Genomic DNA, 14,117 nt, shown 5'->3' with positions numbered 1-14,117 from the left:
GCGTCCGCCCGCGCCTACGATGGCGGGCATGACTGCCATGCCCGTGCCCTCCCCCACGCGGGGGCTCGTCCTCGCCTCCGCCTCCCCCGCCCGGCTGAACCTGCTGCGGCAGGCCGGCCTCGCCCCGCACGTGATCGTCAGCGGCTTCGACGAGGACACCTTGGACCACGACGAGCCGGCCGGGCTGGCGCTCGCGCTGGCCGAGGCGAAGGCGGCCGTCGTGGCCGGCCTGGACGAGGCCTCGGGCGCCCTGGTGATCGGCTGCGACTCGGTGCTGGAGCTGGACGGCGAGGCGCTGGGCAAGCCCGCGGACGCCGAGGAGGCCACCGCGCGCTGGAAGGCGATGCGCGGCCGGGCCGGCGTGCTGCGCACCGGGCACTGCGTGATCGACACGGCGACCGGGCGGCAGGTCTCGGCCACGGCGTCGACGACGGTCCGCTTCGGCGAGCCGACGGACGCGGAGATCGCGGCGTACGTGGCGAGCGGCGAGCCGCTGCACGTGGCGGGTGCCTTCACCCTGGACGGGCTGTCGGCGCCGTTCATCGACGGCATCGACGGGGATCACGGCAACGTGATCGGGCTGTCCATGCCTCTGCTGCGCTCCCTGCTGGGCGAACTGGGCGTGTCGATCACGGACTTGTGGGCTTGAGCTCCCCGACCGGCGGCGGTGGCGGGGCGTCTGCGACCGGGCCGCCGCCGTCGCCCTCGCCACCGGGCCGGGCGGCGGGGTAGAGCGTGAGGATCAGTACGAGGAGGCACAGGATCGCCATCAGCGTCGCGAAGGCGGCCCAGCCGACCAGGCCGACGGCGAGGATGCCGAGTACGGCGTGGGTGACGGCGGCGCCGATGAGGACGACGCGGGCGAAGCGGCCCGGCGGGCGGTCGCGCAGCGCGGTGGCGGCGGCGAGCACGGCGCACAGCACCAGGAAGGCGCCCATGCCCGCGCCCATGGCGTAGGTGGCCATGGACATGACGTCCGGATCGCTGCCCGCGATGGACATCGACTGGTTGGCCGTGGTCCGGCCCAGCACGATGTGGACGAGCACGAGCACCGCCGCCTCCGCGACGAGCACGATCGCGGCCAGCGCGGCCACGAGTCTTCGCAGCACGGTGTGCCCACCCCCCTCGTGTCACAAGCCTGTTCGACGCCTGGAGGCTACTAACGGGTAGCCCGATGGACAAGACATCCGCGCACCCGGGTTGCGGACCGCCGGCCGGAGCGGCGGCGCCCTACGGTTCTCGCCGGAGCAGATCCAGCCGGTACGTCTCGCCGTAACGGCTCTCCTCCCGGCCGGCGACCTGGACCGTCCCGGGAACGGAGCGGAACACCTCGTGGACCCCCCGTCCGGTCATGACCCCCTCGGGTCCCTCGTGGACCCAGTGCGCGAGCAGCAGGTGGCCGCCGGGCCGCAGCCGTGCGCGGATCCGCCGGGCCGCGAGCGCGAGGTCGGCGTCCGACAGGTAGTAGCCCACCTCGGACATGACGACGAGGTCGAGGTCCGCCTCACCGTCGGCCAGGTCCTCGGGCACCCGCAGCGTCGCGAACGAGACGCCCTCCAGGTCCGCGCAGTTGCCGCGGGCCTGTTCGACGGCCGCACCGGAGCAGTCGGTGGCGAGCAGCGTGTCGCAGTGCGGCGCCAGGAGCCGGGTCAGGGCGCCGACGCCGCAGCCGATCTCCAGTGCGGAGCGGAAGCGCCCGGGGGGCAGCAGGGAGGCGGTGTCGGCGAACTTCTCCCGCTCGTAGGCCTTGTGCAGGGTGCCCCAGGGATCGGTCCGGGCGCGGTAGGCCTGTTCGAAGTGTGCGGTGGACACCGAGGTGCGGCGGGTGGCGGGCATCAGGGCTCCGGGGTGTGTGCGGTGGCGTCCCCGAGCGGCTCCAGCTCCCAGACGAGCTCGGCCTGCAGGGGGCCGGGCCTGCGCAGGAAGGGGCCGTGGCCGACGGCCACCGGGGCGAGTTGCGAGCTGTGGCAGACGATGGCCGCGCGCTTGGCGGCCCATTCGGTGTCGTCGAGGCGGACGTCGTACGCCACCCGCATCCGGTAGCGGGCCGCGGTCTCGCGCAGCGCGCCCCCGTACGCGGGGTCGCGGGTCAGGCGTTCGACCGCCGCGTCCGTGCCCCACCGGCGTACGGCGCCCGTGTAGGGCAGGTCGGCGTACACGTACGGCCGGGGGCCCGCCGGGTCGGCGAGGGCGGCGAGGGCCTGGTCGCGGACGGCCGCGTGGTCCGGCTGGTTGGTGCCGAGGGGGACCAGGACCTTGGTGTCCGGGTGCAGCTCCCGCAGCAGTTCGCTCAGCCCGGTGAGGGCGCCGCCGTCGCGGTAGGGGCTGTCGGCGTTGGGCAGGGTGAGCTGTTCCACCCCCATCAGGGCGCAGGCACGCGCGTCCTCCTCCCGGCGTGTGCGGTGGGCCTCGCGTGCCGTGGCGAATCCGCAGCCCGCGTCCCACCAGGAGACGGGAGCCCCCGCGGGCGGGGCGCCGCCGTGGACGGTGGCCACGGCGGCGGGGCCGTCCAGCCGGCCGAGCAGGCCGGCGACGGAGAGGGCCGCGTCGTCGAAGTGCGGTGAGAGGACCAGGGTGCTCCAGCGCTGCGATGTCACCGCTCGCCGGCCCCGGCCTGCCGGTCGCCCTCGTACGTACGGTCCCGGTCGCCGTCCGCGGGGGCGACGCCGGCGGCGGCGAGCAGGAGCCCCGTCGAGGTCTTGCCGAACGGTCCGGCGATGTACTGGGCGAGGAGGCGGCGGGCCTCTTCCTTGTCCGCCTCGGGTATGGCGTCCGGAAGGCAGAACGTGGCGTCGGTGCGCTTGAGTTCCTCGACGGCCGCGTAGTACTCGTGGCGCAGCAGTCCCCACACGGCGCCGTCGTGGTGGCGGCCGTCGAGGTAGAAGTACTCGCGCAGGATGCCCTCAAGGGTGAAGCCGACGCCGGTGACCAGGCGGAGCACGTTCTTGTTGTAGAGCGCCGTGGTGAACTGCACGCGGTGGGCGTTGCGGGCGTGGAAGAGGTGGTCGATCAGGAGGTCGAAGGCCTCGGCGCCCAGACCTCGGCGCCACAGCTCGCGGTCCCCGATCGCGCCGCCGAGGACGTATCCGCCGACGGGGCCCTGGTGTTTGAAGTGGACGGCGCCCACGGTGCGGTCCTCGGCGTCGCGGACGGCGAACTGGCGCAGGCCGCCGCTCTGGTCGAGCCGGCGGAACTCCTCGGCGGTGACGACGTCGCCGTCGGTGGCGGCCATGACGGCGGCGGGGGCGTCCGGCCCGAACCACCGTGCCATCAGCTCGTAGTCCTCGTCCCTGGGCCGTTCGAGCCTGACGAGTTTGCCCTGCATGGGGACTCCCTGAGTGAAGGTGCTGGATGGGTGGATGGATGGCTGGGGTGGTGCTCAGGTGCCGTCGGCGGCGGACGCGACGAGCCGTTCCAGGCGGTCGGCGGCCTCGGGGGCGGCGCCCGCGGAGTGCAGTTCTTCGCGCATCCGTGCGGCGTTGGCGCGGATGTGGGGGTCGTCCATGACGCGCACGAGGGCTTCGCGCAGGGTGTGCGCGGTCAGCTGCTCGCGGTCGAGGCGGACTCCGAGGCCCAGTTGGCCGATGCGCTCGGCGACGGCGGCCTGTTCCCGGGTCTGCGGGACGGCCACCATCGGGGTTCCGTGGAGGAGGGCCTCCATGGTGCTGCCCATGCCCGCGTGGGTGACGAACACGTCGGCATGGCGCAGGACGGCGAGCTGGGGGACGTGCGGCCGGGCGTCGACGTGGTCGGGCAGCGGGCCGACGGCGCCGGGGTCGAGTCCGGGGCCGTAGGCCATGACGACCTGCCAGGGCAGGTCCGCGACGGCCTCGCCGCACATGCGGAAGAACTCGGGCCATTCGTAGCAGGCGGTGCCCAGAGCGACCAGCAGCACCGGCCGGTGGTCCGCGGCGGGGCGCCAGTCGCCCTGGAACCCGCGGTCTCCGGCGCAGGGTCCGACGAAGGCGAAGCGGTCGTCGAAGGTCTCCCCGCGGTACTGGAAGGAGCGCGGCAGGAAGACCAGGCGCAGCGGCTCGGTGTGGCCGAGGAAGTCGCCGGCGGATGTCGCGGGCAGGCCGTGGGCGGTGAGGAAGCGGGTCAGTTCGCGGACGAACCGCAGGACTGCGGGGTGCAGCGGCTGGTCCGCCAGGAACTCCGCCTCCAGGGAGAAGTGCTCGTTGGAGACGAAGGAGGGCCACATCTCGGCGGCCGGGATGTGCCACTTGGCGGCGAGGGCCCGTCCGGCCCAGGCGATCCCGTCGTAGGCGATGACGTCGGGCCGGTCGGTGGCCCAGGCCTCGGCCAGCACGGGCAGGGCGGCCTCGGCCTCCCGGAGGAAGTCCGTCGGCGAGATCTCCAGGCCGTCGTCGGTCAGGGCGTCGTCGACCGGGTTGCGGTAGACGACGGGCTCCGCACCCACGGCCCGGACCGTCTCGGCGAACGCCTCGGTGACCGCGTAGGAGACCCGGTGGCCCCGGCGCACCAGCTCCTCGACCAGGCCGAGGGTGGGGTTCACATGTCCGTGCCACGCGATCCCCACGAATCCGACGTGGAGCGGCATGACTCCCCTTTCATTTCGTTGACAAAAATTGACTACCGGCTGAGCATATTCGACAGATCATGACTTGCGGTAGAGGGGTTGGGATGACGACAGGAACCAGAAGGCCCGTCGCGGTGCGGTGGCACCGGGCTCTCGCCGGGACCGACGAGGCCCGGCTGGCCGCCGTCCCGGCGCCGCTCGCGACGCCCCCCGTGCACCGCAAGCCGGCGGACGCGGCCTCCGCGGCCCTCGGCGCCGCCTTCGGCGCGCTGCCCGAGGACGTCCGGGCGACGGCCCCGCTGTACGTCCTGTGCCAGGACTACGGCACCTGGGCGGCCCGGCGCTTCGTCGCCCGCTGCCACGACAGCGCACGCCGGCTGCGGCCCTCGGACTCCGTCGGGCTGGAGACCTCCGAACTCGTGCGCCCCTACCTGACCGCCTCGCACCACCGCGGCGACTGCTACCTGCTGGGGCGGCTGCCGGCGTCCGACGCGGAGTTCACCCCTCCCCTCACCGCCGCCCGCCCGGCCGCCGTCGTACTGGACCTGATCGTGTTCCCCGGCGAGGACCCGCGTGACGCGGACTGCCTCGCCCTCGCCACCACCTGGAAGGCGTCCGGCCTGTGAGCGACATCGTCATCAGCGGCCTCGGCCTGGTCACCCCCTTCGGCCGCGGCGTGGAGGCGTACTGGCGGGGCCTCCTCGGCGGACGCTCCGCCCTGGGGCCGGCCCGGCGCTTCACCGCGCCGCCCTACCGGGGCGAACCGGTCGGCGAGGTGCCGCAGGCGGGCCGGGAGCCGGACGGGGGCCCCCGCAAGAGCGCCTACGCCCGGGCCGCCCTGAAGGAGGCGCTGCACGCGGCGGGCCTCGACCGGCTCCCGGACGGCGCCCTCGTGGTCCTCGTCGGCCAGGCTCCCCTCCCCCGGCCCGACGAGGGCCGCACCCGGCCGACCGGCGACGAGCGGGAGTTCATGGGCCCCGACCCCGCCGAGGTCCTCGGCGTACGCCCGGACCTGCGGTGCGTGCACCTCTCGCACGCCTGCGCCTCCGCCGTCTTCGCCGTCGGGTACGCCCGCGAGCTGCTGCGCGCGGGCGCCGCGCCCGTGGCCGCCGTGGTGGGCTCCTCGGTGCTCAACCGGTACGAGTACGCCAGCATGGACGTCGTCCGGGCCGTCGGCCGCACGGCCGCCCGGCCCTTCGACGTCGAACGGGCGGGCATCTCGCTCGGCGAGGGCGGAGGCGCCGTCGTCCTGGAGAGCGCCGCGCACGCCCGTGCCCGCGGGGCGTCGGCGGACCTCGTCGTCGCGGGCGCGGCCTGCCGGGTCTCGGGTGCCAAGTCCGCCGCCTCGGACACCGACCGGGTCGCCGCATGCATGCGCGACGCCCTCGACGACGCCTCGGTGCACGGGCTGGACCACGTACACGCCCACGCGACCGGGACCGGTCAGGGCGACGCGGCGGAACTGGCCGCCGTCGAGGCCCTCGCCGCGGACTGCGGCGCCCGCGCCCTGCCCGTCAGCTCGCACAAGGGGGCCATCGGCCACCTGCTGCACATCTCCGGCGCACCGGCGATCGCCGCGGCCGCCGGGACGCTGCGCAGCGGGATCGTCCCGCCCACGGCGGGCCTCACCACCCCGGAGCCGACCGGCCGGCTGGTGCTGCCGACGGCCCCGACGGAGGTCTCCGGTGCGCGGACGGCCGCCGTGAACAGCTTCGGCTTCGGGGGCAACAACGCCTCGCTGGTCCTGCTCCGGCGGTGAAGGAGCGGGTCGCTGCGCCCGCGGGGGTCGAGCGGAGCGATCGGCACCGGGGCGGGCGGATCAGGCGGCCCCCACACCGACCATCCTCCGCAGGGCCGCCGTGTCGGTCTTGCCGTTGGCGCTCAGCGGAAAGCGGTCGACGACGTGCACGGCGTTGGGCTGTTCGTACTCCGCCAGGTGCGGGGCCATCCGCCGGCGCCACTGGGCCGGCGAGCCTCCGCCGGGGTCAGCCACGACGAAGTGCAGGGCGCAGCCTCGCCGCAGGTCCTCCACCGCCAGCGCCTTGACCTGCCGCCCGCACGCCTCGGCCTTGCGCTCCAGGCTTTCCGGGTAGAGCGTGAAGCCCGACCGGTGCACGGCCTGGTTGCGCCCCACCACGTACAGGTGGCCCTCGGCGTCGAGGTGCCCGAGGTCGGCCGTCGGGTACCAGGAGCCCTGCGGGACGGGGGCGAGCGTGCCGTCGTCGAGCAGGTGGCCCTCCATCAGCCCGGGCGAGAGCACCTCGATCTCGCCGAGCTCGCCGGGGGCGGCCCTTTCGCCGTCCGGGCGGACGACCCGCACCTCGATGCCCGGCAGCGGCCTGCCGCAGCCGGTGGGCACGTCGGGGGTGGCCAGCGCGACGTTCCCGAGCTCGGTCAGTCCGTACCCGTCGAGGAGGGGCCGGCCCAGCGCAGCCGGGAAGGCCGCCGCGAGCGGCGCGGGCAGCGGGGCGCCGCCGACGCCCCAGACGCGTACGCGGCTCAGCGCGGCTTTCAGCTCGGGGCGGCGGCGCACGACGCCGAGCAGGGAGTGGTAGGTGGACGGGGCCGCGTCGACGGCGGTGACCCCGTGCCCGGCGGCCTGGGCGAGGGCCACGTCGAGCCGCTGGTAGGGCGTGACGGCCAGCGTGCAGCGGGCCAGCCACCACAGCAGCACCACGGACAGACCGTACTGGTGGGAGAAGGGCAGCAGCGGGGCGAGCACGTCGTCCGCGCGGTACCCCATGGCCGCGATGGTGCGCCGGGTGTTGTCGTGCACCGCGCGCCCGGATTTCACGATTCCCTTGGGCGGGCCGGTCGTTCCGGAGGACCACAGCACCACGGCGTCGGCGCGGGCGAACCACGCGGCGAGGTCGACCTCGCCGCCCAGCGGGGCGCAGCCCTCGCCGAGGCCGGGATAGGCCAGCACGTGCTCGCCGGGGAAGTCGGCGGCGGCCGCTTCCCGGGTCAGCAGCCATCGCGCCCGCGCCCGGCGGGCCGCGAACCGGCCGTCCGCCGCCGACTGGCGGTGGTCCACCGGCACCAGCGAGGCGTCCAGGTGCATCAGGGCGAGCAGGGCCACGACGTAGTCGACGCAGTTGTCGCCCTTGACCAGGACCCGGTCGCCCGGTCCGACGCCGCGCCCGCGCAGCTCTGCCGCGGCGGCGAGCACCCGGCGGGTGAGCGCGGCCCCGGTGAGCGTCCCGGCCGCGTCGGCCAGTTGCGGGGCGGCGGCGGGAGCGCCGGCCGCCCGGCCCGGGGGCGCGGTCCGTGCCGTCCGTGCTGTCGGTTCCCCGGTCCTCGTCACGGTCACCGGTCTGCTCCTTCTCGCGTCTGCCGTTCCAGCAGCGGGGTACGCGGATCCCACCGCGTGCCCAGGGCCCGGTCGCGGCGCCGCCGGGCGATGCCGGACAGCGCCTCCAGGACGACGCGGTTGCCCAGGTAGGCGGTAATGTCGGCGTGGTCGTAGGGGGGTGCCACCTCGACGACCTCGACGCCGACCACGGGAAGCTCGTAGGCGATCCGGCGCACCGCGTCCAGCAGCTCACGGGAGGTCAGCCCGCCGGGCTCCGGAGTGCCGGTGCCCGGCGCCTGGCCGGGGTCGACCACGTCCACGTCGACCGACAGGAACACCCCGTCGCAGTCGTCCATGGCGACGGCGAAGGCCTCGGTGAGACAGGCCGGCAGGCCGCGCGAGGTGATCTCGGACATCTCGTACGAGCGCATGCCCTCGCCCGCCATCCAGCGCAGGGTGTCCGGGCCGGGCCAGTAGCCGCGGAGCCCGATCTGGAGGAAGCGGTCGCCGCGCACCGCGCCCGACTCGATGAGCTGGCGCATCGGCTTGCCGTGGCCGTACAGCGGGCCGTCCTCCACCTCGCCGGTGTCGGCGTGGGCGTCGAAGTGCAGCATGGCGATGCGTCCGAAGCCGTGGTGGCGGGCCAGGCCGCGCATGTCGGGGAGCGCGATCGTGTGGTCGCCGCCGAGCACGACGGGGATCGCGCCGAGCGCGGCCGTCATCCGTACCGCCTGCTCGATGCTCCGGATGCTCTGCTCGATGTCGCCGGAGTAGCAGGGGACGTCGCCGGCGTCGTACACCTTGAGTTCCGTGAGCGGGTCCACGCCCATGGCCAGGCTGCGGCGTGCGCCGTTCTGCGGCAGGTAGCAGGCCTGGCGCATCGCGGACGGACCGAAGCGGGCGCCGGGTCGGTGCGAGGTGCCGCCGTCGAAGGGGGCGCCGAGGATGACGACGTCGGCGTCCGCGGGCGGGTCGGACAGGTCGAGCCGGGGGACGCCGAGGAAGGTGATGTCGGGCCCGTGGGCCGATCCGAGATGGTGCACGTCAGCTCCCGATCATGTGGTGGCCGCCGTCGGCGTGGACGATCTCTCCCGTGGTCGCGGGGAGCCAGTCCGACAGCAGTGCCAGGCAGGTACGGGCGACGGGGGCGGCGTCGGAGGAGTCCCAGCCGAGCGGGGCGCGTGCCGCCCACCCGGTCTCGAAGGCCGGTCCGTCGCCGCCGATGCCGCGGGCGGCCAGGGTGCGCAGGGGGCCGGCCGCGACCAGGTTGACCCTGATGCCGTCGGGGCCGAGCTCGCGGGCGAGGTAGCGGCTGCACGCCTCCAGGCCCGCCTTGGCCACGCCCATCCAGTCGTAGCCGGGCCAGGCCCGGGAGGCGTCGAAGTCCACGCCGACGACGGACGCGCCGGGGCGGAGCAGGGGCCGGCAGGCCACCACGAGGGCCTGGAGCGAGTACGTGGAGGTGTGCAGGGCGGCGGAGACCTCGGGCCACCCGGCGCTCATGAAGCCGCCGTCGAGGCATTCGGCCGGGGCGTGCGCGATCGAGTGGAGCACGCCGTCGACACCGTCGAGGTGCTCGCCGACGCGGTCCGCGAGCGTGGCCAGCTGGTCGGGCGCGGTGACGTCGAGTGCCACGACCGGAGGTTCATGGGGCAGTCGGCGGGCCAGTCGCCGCACCAGCGAGGCGCGTCCGTACGCGGTGAGGACGATGTGCGCGCCCTCCTGCTGGGCGAGGCGTGCCACCGCGTAGGCGATCGAACTCTCGGTGATCACACCGGTGATGACGAGTCTCTTGCCGTCGAGCAGGCCGCTCATACGGGTCTCTCCCTCAAAGGTCCTTCGGGGCGCCGGGGCCGGTCCGGCGCACGGAACGCGCCGAACGCGCAGAACGCGTGGAACATGTGGAAATGGATGAGCTCCGGGGCCCGCCCCGAAGGGCGGGCACCGGAGCTGCTCAGCTCGTTCAGCAGTGGTTGCTGGCGGTGCTGGCGACGCGCGTGGTCTCCTCGGCGGGGACCTCAAGGCCCTGCAGGTCGAGAACGATCGACATGGTGTTTCCTCCTCTCCGTGTGTCGGGGTCAGTGGACAACCGGTCGGCTGGTGCCGTCCGGAGCTCAGGGGGCGTGGTGGTCCACGCCGGTGGGGCGGTCCGTGCGCGGCGCCAGGAAGGGCAGGAAGTCCCGCCGTCCGTCGAGTGCCGCGGTGAGGGCCAGCAGGATGCCGGGGCTGCCGGTGGCCAGGTCCATCGAGATCCTGCGCAGCTGCTCGCCGGGGAAGGCGAGGTGGCCGCGGTAGGACAGCGCGTGCCAGTGCAGTCGCGACAGGTGCCGCGCCACGGCCGCCCCGGGTGCCGTTCCCGCGGTGCGGGTGCGCAGCGAGGCGAGCGTGGCCAGCAGGCCGGCCCGGCCGCCGAACAGGTGCGGCTCGATGGTGAACTCCGGCTCTGCGGCCCGCGCCAGGAGCGGCAGCGCCTGCTCCAGCCGTTTCTCCCGGCGGTGGGCGAGAACCTGGTCCGCGACCAGCGCGATGCCCGCGCTGCCCACCTCCAGGTACGGCAGCAGCCGGAACCCGCCGTCCACCTGGAGCGAGCCGTCCTCGGCGACGCCGCACAGGTCGAGGTCGTGGTGGAGGGCCCGGACCGCCAGGTCGAGGTGGGCCGCGTCCGCCGTGTCCTCGTACAGCCTCAGGAAGAACAGGGCGGGCCCTGACCAGCCGCGCAGCAGCCCGGCCCGGCTGCCCCGGCCGGGGCCGGCCGTGATGCCCGGGGCGGTGCCCAGGGTGATCGCGTCGGCCATCCGGTCGGCCAGGCCCAGCGCGCGGCGGAAGTGGTCGCCGCCGCCCGTGCGGGCGGCGGCCTCCAGCAGGTCGAGGCCGATGCCCGCGGTGCCGCGCTGCAGGCTGAGGTCGCGCAGCGTCCCGACGGCCTGCGCACTACGGGCCAGCAGTTCCTCGGCCGCGTCCAGGTGGCCGAACTCCCGCAGGACGTGGACGACTCCGTGCGCGCCGTCGTAGAGTCCCGGCCGCGACGGGGGCCGCCGGGCGGCGGCTTCGAGCAGCCACTCCTCGTGCTCGGGGAAGCGCCCCGCGCCCGAGGTGTGCAGCGCCCACAGGACGCCCGCCGCACCATGGGCGAGGCCCAGTCCGTCGGTGAGGAACTGCCGTACGTCGCCGGGGAAGAGCCGGTCGCCGCGCTCGGGGGCGGCCGAGAGCAGGACGGCTTCCGCCAGGGACTTCCGTACGGCCGCCCAGTCGGGCCGCTCCTGGTCCAGGTCCACGCTCGGCGCCTCGCGGAGCACGGGCGGCACCCGGTCGCGGGCCTGCTCGCCGGGGGCCAGTTCACGGCGTACGGCGTCCAGGCTGCCGGCGGGCAGGGCGAACCGCCTCTCGGCGATGTCCGCCTGGCGGACGCCGCGCCCCGGGTCGAGCTCGCTCAGCCCGGTGAGCGGGAACAGCAGCCACAGCCGCAGGGCGGCCAGGGCGTGCCGGTCGATGTCGAAGCCGGTGCGTCCGGCTCCGGCGAAACCGGGGTGGCCGAGGCCGAGCCGGTCCGCCTCCTCGACGGGGACGGCGAGTTCGAAGTCGACCAGCGCGACGCGGTCCTCGTCGTCGATGAGGATGTTCGCCGGGTGCAGGTCGCCGAAGACCATGCCGCGGGCGTGCACCTGGGCCACGAGCCGCTCGATGCGGTCGGCCACGGCCTGTGCCCGGCGGGCGTAGGCGGTGAGTTCACCGTCGGTCGGTCCGGCCTTGGTCAGCGGGTAGTGCCGGGCCAGCCAGCCCTGCAGGGTGTCGCCCTCCAGGTGCTGCACGGCGAGGAAGTGGTGCTCCCACACGACGCGGTGCTCGTACAGGGCCGGGATGCCGGGGATGCCGGCGAGGTGCTCCATGGCCCGGCGCTCCCGCGCCAGGCGGGTCACCGCGTCCCTGCCGCGGCCGTCGAGGCCTGCGTGGGGGCGGCCCTCCTTGAGGACGACCTGGCGCCCCTGGGCGTCCTTCGCCAGGTAGACGCCGCCGCCGTTGGAGAAGTGCAGGGCGCGCTCGACCCGGTAGGGGAAGTCCGCGGCGGAGCCGCTCGCCTCGCGGGCCGCGAGCTGCTCGGCCAGGAAGGAGGGCAGCTGGACCCACTCGGGCACCTCGAACACGGGCCGGCGCCGGTCGGGGACCAGCGTGCCGTCGGGGCGTTCGATCGCCGCGACGGGAGAGCCGTCCTCGTCGGTGCACCACCGGGCGACGAAGCCGCCGTAGCGCACGTGCAGCGGCCCGGCGTTCCAGCGCAGGTCGGTGAGGATGTAGGGGCCCGCCTCGCCGTCGAGGAGGCCGCCGAGGTCGTCCAGGGCGCGGCGCAGCTGGTGCTCGTCGCTCGGGTAGATCGTCACCAGCTTGCCGCTGGAGGAGCGCGGGGCGTACTTGAGGCTGTGGGTGGTCAGCACGTCGACGCTGCGCAGGAACTTGAACGGCAGTCCTTCGCGGGTGCAGTAGTCCCAGGCGGCGTCCACGATGCGCCGGGCGTTGTCCGGCAGGCCGGAGATGTGGATCTTCCAGCCCTGCTGCGGCATGACGTGGCCGACCGGCGTGTGCACGATCCACACGTCCATCTCGCGGCGCTCGAAGCCCTCGTGGGCCGGGGCGCCGGTCTGGGTGAACCAGGAGGTGTCGTCCTCGTTGTGGCGGCCGGCGATGTCGTAGAAGACGCGGCTGGCCTGGCAGTACTCCTCGGGCTGCGGCCTCGTGCTGGTCATCGCTGTCCTCCCTGGGACTCCGGCTTCGGCGGGGACTGCGACGGCGCCCCGGACGGCCCGGACGGGGCCCGGAGCACGAGCACGGCGTTGTGCCCGCCGAAGCCGAAGGAATTGCTGAGCACGGTGCGCACGGCGTGGGGACGCGCGGTGTGCGGCACGTAGTCCAGCTCCGTGTCCTCGGGGTCGTCGCAGTTCACGGTGGGCGGCACGATCCCGTCGCGGATCGTGTGGACCGCGGCGATCAGCTCGACCGCGCCGGCGGCGCCGATCATGTGGCCGGTCATCGACTTGAGCGAGCTGATGGGGACGCGCAGGGCGTGGCGCCCGAACACGGCCCGGATCGACGCACTCTCGATGCGGTCGTTGAGCTGGGTGCCGGTGCCGTGGGCGGAGATGTGGTCGATCTCCTCGGGCCGCACCCCCGCGTCGTCCAGGGCGTCGGTCATGGCCTGCCGGGCGGCGAGGCCCTCGGGGTGGGGATGGGTCGAGTGGTAGGCGTCGGTGGTCGCGCCGTAGCCCGCCAGTTCGGCCAGCACGGTGGCGCCGCGGCGGCGGGCGTGCTCGGCGGACTCCAGGACGACGATGCCGGCGCCGGCGCCCATGACGAACCCGTCCCGGGCACGGTCGAAGGGGCGGCTGGCACGGCCGGGGTCGTCGTCGCGGCGGGAGAGCGCACCGGCGTTGGCTGCGGCGGCGAGGTCGAGCGGATTGACCGCGTCGTCGGCCCCGCCGGCGACGACGACGTCCGCGTAACCGTGGCGGATCATGCGCATCGCGTCGCCGATGCAGGTGGCGCCGGTCGCGCAGGCGGTGGCGGTGGCGCCGGAGGGGCCCCGCGCGCCGAGCCGGAAGGCGATCTCGCCGGCCGCGCTGTCCAGCGAACCGCTGGAGGCGAGGTACGGGGTCATCCGGCGCCGTCCGTGGTCGCGCAGGTCGTGGATGGCCGACTGCATGAGCTGGCCGGGGCCGTAGCCGGAACCCACCAGGACGGCGGTCCGGGTGGCGCGTTCCCCGTCGGTCTCCAGCCCGGCCTGCCGCACCGCCTGGAGGGCGGCGGCGAGGGCGAACTGGGCGTACCGGTCGAGTCGGCGGCCCTGCTTGTTGGGCATGTACGGCTTCGGGTCGAAGTCCACGACCTCGCCGGCGAACCGGGTCGGAAGGGTGTCGCCGTCGTAGCGGGTGATGGTGCGGATCCCGCTCCGCCCGGCCGTGGCCGAGGCCCAGAACTCCTCGGTGGTGCAGCCGATGGGGGAGACGACGCCACTGCCGGTGATGACCACCCGGTGTTCCGGGGCACGAGTCCGTGTCTGCGCCATGTCCGCCTCCCTCCCTGATTGCCGTGAGCGTCAACCACCCTTCGGCGGGGGCCTGTTGGGCGTCCTGCCGGGGCGATGACCAAACATTGACACACTCTCGACTCGCGAGTCAAGAAATATGACTGAGCGATTCCCGGAGGCATCCCGCCGGCCACCCCTTCACGTTGACGATGCGCCGTGCGTGCTGTTCACTGTCGAATTCATGGATAGTCATGAACTTGACTCAAGAG

At 74.5% G+C, this 14,117-nt stretch carries 14 protein-coding genes; 3 read left to right on the top strand and 11 right to left on the bottom strand.

Annotation, left to right across the window (positions count from 1 at the left end):
* Positions 1-19 precede the first annotated feature (19 nt).
* The gene (locus tag ACFWFZ_RS08190; RefSeq protein ID WP_387118277.1) at positions 20-649 is read left to right on the top strand and encodes a Maf family protein; all 630 of its coding nucleotides are present in this window, start codon (positions 20-22) and stop codon (positions 647-649) included.
* Here the strand turns inward: ACFWFZ_RS08190 and ACFWFZ_RS08185 are convergent.
* The 5 genes from ACFWFZ_RS08185 to ACFWFZ_RS08165 all read right to left on the bottom strand — a co-directional run bounded on the left by ACFWFZ_RS08185 (position 630) and on the right by ACFWFZ_RS08165 (position 4,561).
* Positions 630-1,109: a hypothetical protein gene (locus ACFWFZ_RS08185; protein WP_387118275.1), complete on the bottom strand. Its 480-nt coding sequence runs from the start codon at positions 1,107-1,109 to the stop codon at positions 630-632. The genes ACFWFZ_RS08190 and ACFWFZ_RS08185 overlap by 20 nt on opposite strands.
* 121 nt (positions 1,110-1,230) lie before the next feature.
* A complete protein-coding gene (locus ACFWFZ_RS08180) occupies positions 1,231-1,836 on the bottom strand; it encodes a methyltransferase (protein WP_387118272.1) in 606 nt (201 codons plus the stop codon).
* Positions 1,836-2,597: a PIG-L family deacetylase gene (locus ACFWFZ_RS08175; RefSeq protein ID WP_387118269.1), complete on the bottom strand. Its 762-nt coding sequence runs from the start codon at positions 2,595-2,597 to the stop codon at positions 1,836-1,838. Before ACFWFZ_RS08175 ends, ACFWFZ_RS08180 begins: the two co-directional genes overlap by 1 nt.
* Positions 2,594-3,325 carry a GNAT family N-acetyltransferase gene (locus ACFWFZ_RS08170; protein WP_387118266.1) on the bottom strand — a complete coding sequence of 244 codons (732 nt, stop codon included), beginning with the start codon at positions 3,323-3,325 and terminating at the stop codon, positions 2,594-2,596. Before ACFWFZ_RS08170 ends, ACFWFZ_RS08175 begins: the two co-directional genes overlap by 4 nt.
* Positions 3,326-3,379: 54 nt before the next feature.
* On the bottom strand, positions 3,380-4,561 hold the full coding sequence (locus ACFWFZ_RS08165; protein ID WP_387118263.1) for a macrolide family glycosyltransferase: 1,182 nt from the start codon (positions 4,559-4,561) through the stop codon (positions 3,380-3,382).
* 83 nt (positions 4,562-4,644) lie between these two features.
* Here ACFWFZ_RS08165 and ACFWFZ_RS08160 point away from each other — a divergent pair, with 83 nt between their 5' ends.
* Complete coding sequence (locus ACFWFZ_RS08160) at positions 4,645-5,166, top strand: hypothetical protein (RefSeq protein ID WP_387118261.1); 522 nt, start codon at positions 4,645-4,647, stop codon at positions 5,164-5,166.
* Entirely contained in the window at positions 5,163-6,299 is a 1,137-nt protein-coding gene (locus ACFWFZ_RS08155; protein WP_387118258.1) for a beta-ketoacyl synthase N-terminal-like domain-containing protein, read from the top strand. Before ACFWFZ_RS08160 ends, ACFWFZ_RS08155 begins: the two co-directional genes overlap by 4 nt.
* A gap of 60 nt (positions 6,300-6,359) precedes the next feature.
* Here the strand turns inward: ACFWFZ_RS08155 and ACFWFZ_RS08150 are convergent, their stop codons facing one another.
* From ACFWFZ_RS08150 to fabF, 6 genes are all read right to left on the bottom strand, one after another.
* A complete protein-coding gene (locus tag ACFWFZ_RS08150; protein WP_387118255.1) occupies positions 6,360-7,850 on the bottom strand; it encodes a class I adenylate-forming enzyme family protein in 1,491 nt (496 codons plus the stop codon).
* Positions 7,847-8,875 (bottom strand): agmatinase, encoded by a 1,029-nt coding sequence (gene speB, locus ACFWFZ_RS08145; protein ID WP_387118252.1) that lies wholly within the window; start codon positions 8,873-8,875, stop codon positions 7,847-7,849. Before speB ends, ACFWFZ_RS08150 begins: the two co-directional genes overlap by 4 nt.
* A gap of 1 nt (position 8,876) precedes the next feature.
* Positions 8,877-9,647, bottom strand: a complete 771-nt coding sequence (gene fabI, locus ACFWFZ_RS08140) for an enoyl-ACP reductase FabI (RefSeq protein WP_387118248.1) — start codon at positions 9,645-9,647, stop codon at positions 8,877-8,879.
* A gap of 148 nt (positions 9,648-9,795) precedes the next feature.
* Positions 9,796-9,882 (bottom strand): class III lanthipeptide, encoded by an 87-nt coding sequence (locus ACFWFZ_RS08135; protein WP_199814445.1) that lies wholly within the window; start codon positions 9,880-9,882, stop codon positions 9,796-9,798.
* Positions 9,883-9,946: 64 nt separating this feature from the next.
* Positions 9,947-12,571 carry a class III lanthionine synthetase LanKC gene (gene lanKC / locus ACFWFZ_RS08130; protein WP_387118245.1) on the bottom strand — a complete coding sequence of 875 codons (2,625 nt, stop codon included), beginning with the start codon at positions 12,569-12,571 and terminating at the stop codon, positions 9,947-9,949.
* Positions 12,568-13,887, bottom strand: a complete 1,320-nt coding sequence (gene fabF / locus ACFWFZ_RS08125) for a beta-ketoacyl-ACP synthase II (protein ID WP_387118242.1) — start codon at positions 13,885-13,887, stop codon at positions 12,568-12,570. The genes lanKC and fabF overlap by 4 nt, the downstream gene beginning before the upstream one ends.
* Between the last annotated feature and the right edge of the window lie 230 nt (positions 13,888-14,117).

The organism is Streptomyces sp. NPDC060232 (assembly GCF_042726555.1).
Taxonomy (GTDB): domain Bacteria; phylum Actinomycetota; class Actinomycetes; order Streptomycetales; family Streptomycetaceae; genus Streptomyces.
Note: the sequence above shows the minus strand (reverse complement) of the source record. Positions and strands in the feature narration are given on the sequence as shown.